3 protein-coding genes and 1 pseudogene are annotated in these 3,290 nt (G+C 72.9%); all 4 read right to left on the bottom strand.

Translation table 11 applies throughout. The features are described from left to right. Positions 1-246, bottom strand: a pseudogene (locus DZG00_RS13810) (hypothetical protein); the annotation flags it as partial. Positions 247-551: 305 nt separating this feature from the next. Next, entirely contained in the window at positions 552-1,946 is a 1,395-nt protein-coding gene (locus DZG00_RS13805; protein WP_119381149.1) for a tyrosine-protein kinase domain-containing protein, read from the bottom strand. 361 nt (positions 1,947-2,307) lie between these two features. Beyond that, positions 2,308-2,982 carry a thymidine kinase gene (locus tag DZG00_RS13800; RefSeq protein ID WP_043584435.1) on the bottom strand — a complete coding sequence of 225 codons (675 nt, stop codon included), beginning with the start codon at positions 2,980-2,982 and terminating at the stop codon, positions 2,308-2,310. Beyond that, positions 2,983-3,290 (bottom strand): helix-turn-helix domain-containing protein (locus DZG00_RS13795; protein ID WP_147360015.1); only part of this gene is annotated, 308 nt, incomplete at its 5' end.

Below are 3,290 nucleotides of genomic sequence, written 5' to 3'. Positions count from 1 at the left end.
GGGCGTCGGCTCCGCGGCGGCGTCGGTGCTGGAGGCGGACGGCGCGGGCGCGGCGGTCCCCTGGTCCGCCGAGCCGCCCTCGGTGCGGGTCACGGCGGCGGAGACGAGGATCAGGTCGATGACGAGGAACGCCACCACGGCTGTCACGCCGACACCGGGGATGATCCGTCCGAGCGACGGGCGTCGGCGCGCGGGACGGCCCGTGACGGCCATCGGCTTGCGGCCGTCGGGCGTCGACCTAGCCACGCGCGGCTCCCGCGGATCGAGGGGCGCGGCGGACGGAGGTGCATCCTGGCAGGCGGCGCGGTGGCGCCTCGGCGTGAGCCGACATGGTGTCTCCCGGTGTGGCGGGCATCGAGCGGATCGCGGGCGGCCCTCCCTCGCGGGCGGCCGGATCCGGTCCGCGCCCCGACGACGAGCCGGGACCCGCTCCTCCGCTGGAGCACGGGCCGTCGGTCCGCGCATCGGGAGATGCGGGGTCGAGCGGTGGTGTCACCCGGATCGTACAGGCCCCCGCGGGGGCCGCCGGGACGACACGGGTCGGCGACGGGTCAGGACGCGGCGGGGCTGGGGGTGTCCGCGGTGTCCGGCCGCACGTACGAGTAGCCGTACTGGCCGTACCCGTACGCGTCCGGGCCCTTGGTCGGCAGCATGGTCAGCACCACGCCGAGGACCTCCGCGCCGACGCTGTTCAGCGACTCGATGGCCGCGTGGACCTGGCCGCGGTGCGCGCGCCCGGACGAGACGACGAGGATCGCCCCGCCCGCGCTCTTCGACAGCACGGCGCTGTCTGTGACGGGGAGGAGGGGCGGCGCGTCGATGAGCACGGTGTCGAACTCCGCCTCGAGCTCCTTGAGGAGCGTGACCATGGTGCGCGAGCCGAGCAGCTCGCTCGGGTTCGGCGGGATCTGACCGGCCGGCAGCACGAACATGTTCCGGTTGCCCCACGGCTGCAGCACGTCCTTCAGCTCCGCGCGGCCGATGAGCACGTCGGTGAGCCCGACGGCGCCCTCGAGCCCGAGGTAGGACGCGAGCTTGGGCCGGCGCAGGTCGGCGTCGATGACGGCGACCCGGGCGCCCGCGTCGCTCAGCGCGATGGCGAGGTTGGCGCTGGTGGTGGACTTGCCCTCCGACTCCACCGCGCTCGTGATGACGAAGCTGCGCGCGCGGCCCCCGAAGTCGAGGAACTGCAGGTTCGTGCGGAGGCTGCGGAAGGACTCGGCGCGCGGGCTGCGCGGATCCGACTGCACGATGAGCGGGCGCTCCTTGGCCTTCGGGTCGAACGCGATGCCGCCGAGGATGGGCGCGTGCGTGACGAGGCGCAGGTCGCGCTCCCCGCGGATGCGCGTGTCGAGCGTGGAGCGCAGCACGGCAGCCGCGACCCCGAGGGCGAGCCCGATGAGGCCGCCCAGAGCCAGGTTCAGCGGGACCCTCGGAGACACGGGCGATGCTGGGATCCGCGCCTCCTGCAGGGTCGTGATCTTCACCTGCGGCTGGCCGTTCGCGTCGAGCGGCGTCAGCTCGGCGACGACGTCGGTGAAGCTCCGCGCCACGGCGTTCGCGATGGTGGCGGCCTGCTCGGCCTGCTCGTCCTCGACGGAGATCTGGATGATGACGGTGTCGGCCGCCGCGCTCGCGGTGACCTTGGGCGCCAGCGACTCCGCGGTCGCGTCGAGGCCCAGCTGGGCGATGACCGGCTCGAGCACCACGGGAGTCGCCACCACGTCGGCGTAGCTCTTGACCGCCTGCTGCGTGAACGTGCTGCCCTGGCTCAGGTCCTGCACGGTGCCGGCCGACTGGGTCGAGACGAACACCTTCGACGACGCCTGGTACTCGGGCGTCTGCACGAGCGAGTAGCCGGCGGCGGCCCCCACGCCGAGCAGGAGGACCAGCAGGATGAGCACCCACGATCGTCGCAGGATCCGGATGTATTCACGCAGTTCCACAGGCGATCCCCCTCGTCGATGGAGCGCCCCCCAGCGACGCCCTCGCCCATGCTCCCACAGCCGCGGCACCGCTCCTGTTCCCCGGACCGCGGAATGGCGCCTCGCGGATGACGCCCCAGCATCTGGGGCAGGGTTCCGGTCGGATGGGCGGGCTACCGTCGTGGTGGGGTCAGACCACCCACCTCACCCCATCGCGCACCGCCCGCCCGCTCACCCGACGAGAAGGTCCGGACCCCATGCTCGACGCCTGCGTCGCCCTCATGCCGCTCGCCACCCTGCTGATCACGGGGGTGCTCACCGCCTGCGCGCTCCGGTACCTGCGCGACTGACGCGGCGCGTCCCTCCGCTCGACCCGGCGGGATCAGGCGAAGTCGGCGTCGGGACCGGCGGGGTAGCCGAAGGCCGACGCGCTCGCCTCGACGGGCCGGCCGCTCGTGAGCACTCCCCCGCTCTCGGCGAGGTAGCAGGCGCCGCAGAGCGACATGTACGTGACGTCCTCGCCGTCGATCGCGACCTGGTCGCCCGCGAAGATGAACCGCTCGCCGACCTGGCGCGCGTTGAACACGGCCTTGCGCCCGCACCGGCAGATGGTCTTCATCTCCTCGAGGCTGTGCGCGATCTCCAGCAGCCGCCGGCTCCCCGGGAACGCCACGGTCTGGAAGTCGGTCCGGATCCCGTAGGCGATGACGGGCACGTCCTGCAGGATCGCGATGCGCAGCAGGTCGTCGACCTGCGACTCCCGGAGGAACTGCGCCTCGTCGACGAGGAGGCATGCGGTGGGCCCGCCCTTCTCCTGCAGCACGCGCTCGCGGTGGATCCCGAACTCCTGCCAGACGTCCGCGTCCGGTTCGAGCAGGAAGTCCACCGGGCGACGCACGCCGAGGCGGGACACGATGTCGCGGTCGCCCTTGGTGTCGATCACGGGCTTCGTGAGCAGCACGTGCTGCCCGCGCTCCTCGTAGTTGTAGGCGGCCTGGAGCATCGAGGTGCTCTTGCCGCTGTTCATCGCGCCGAAACGGAAGTAGAGCTTGGCCATCTACCGAAGGTAGCCGTCCTCGGCGGCCCGATCGATCAGCTCGGACCGCCGGCCCGCGATCCTCCCGACGAGGCGGTACTTCGCGCGGACGCGGCGGAGGTACGTCTTCGCCGTCTCGTACTGCACGTTCATCGCCGCGGCCACGGCGAGGGTCGACCGGCCCGTCACGTAGAGGCGGAGGGCCTGCTCCTCGCCCTGGCTGAGCCGCGGGCTCGCGAAGGCGCGTGCCGCCCGGCCCGCCTGCTCGCCCGTGGTCCCGTCGTCGCTCCGCTGGGCGGACCGAGCACCGCCGGCGACCGCGCGGACGG

The organism is Clavibacter lycopersici (genome assembly GCF_003576405.1).
GTDB lineage: Bacteria > Actinomycetota > Actinomycetes > Actinomycetales > Microbacteriaceae > Clavibacter > Clavibacter lycopersici.
The sequence above is the reverse complement of the archived record's forward strand: the minus strand, read 5'-3'. Positions and strand labels throughout refer to the sequence as shown.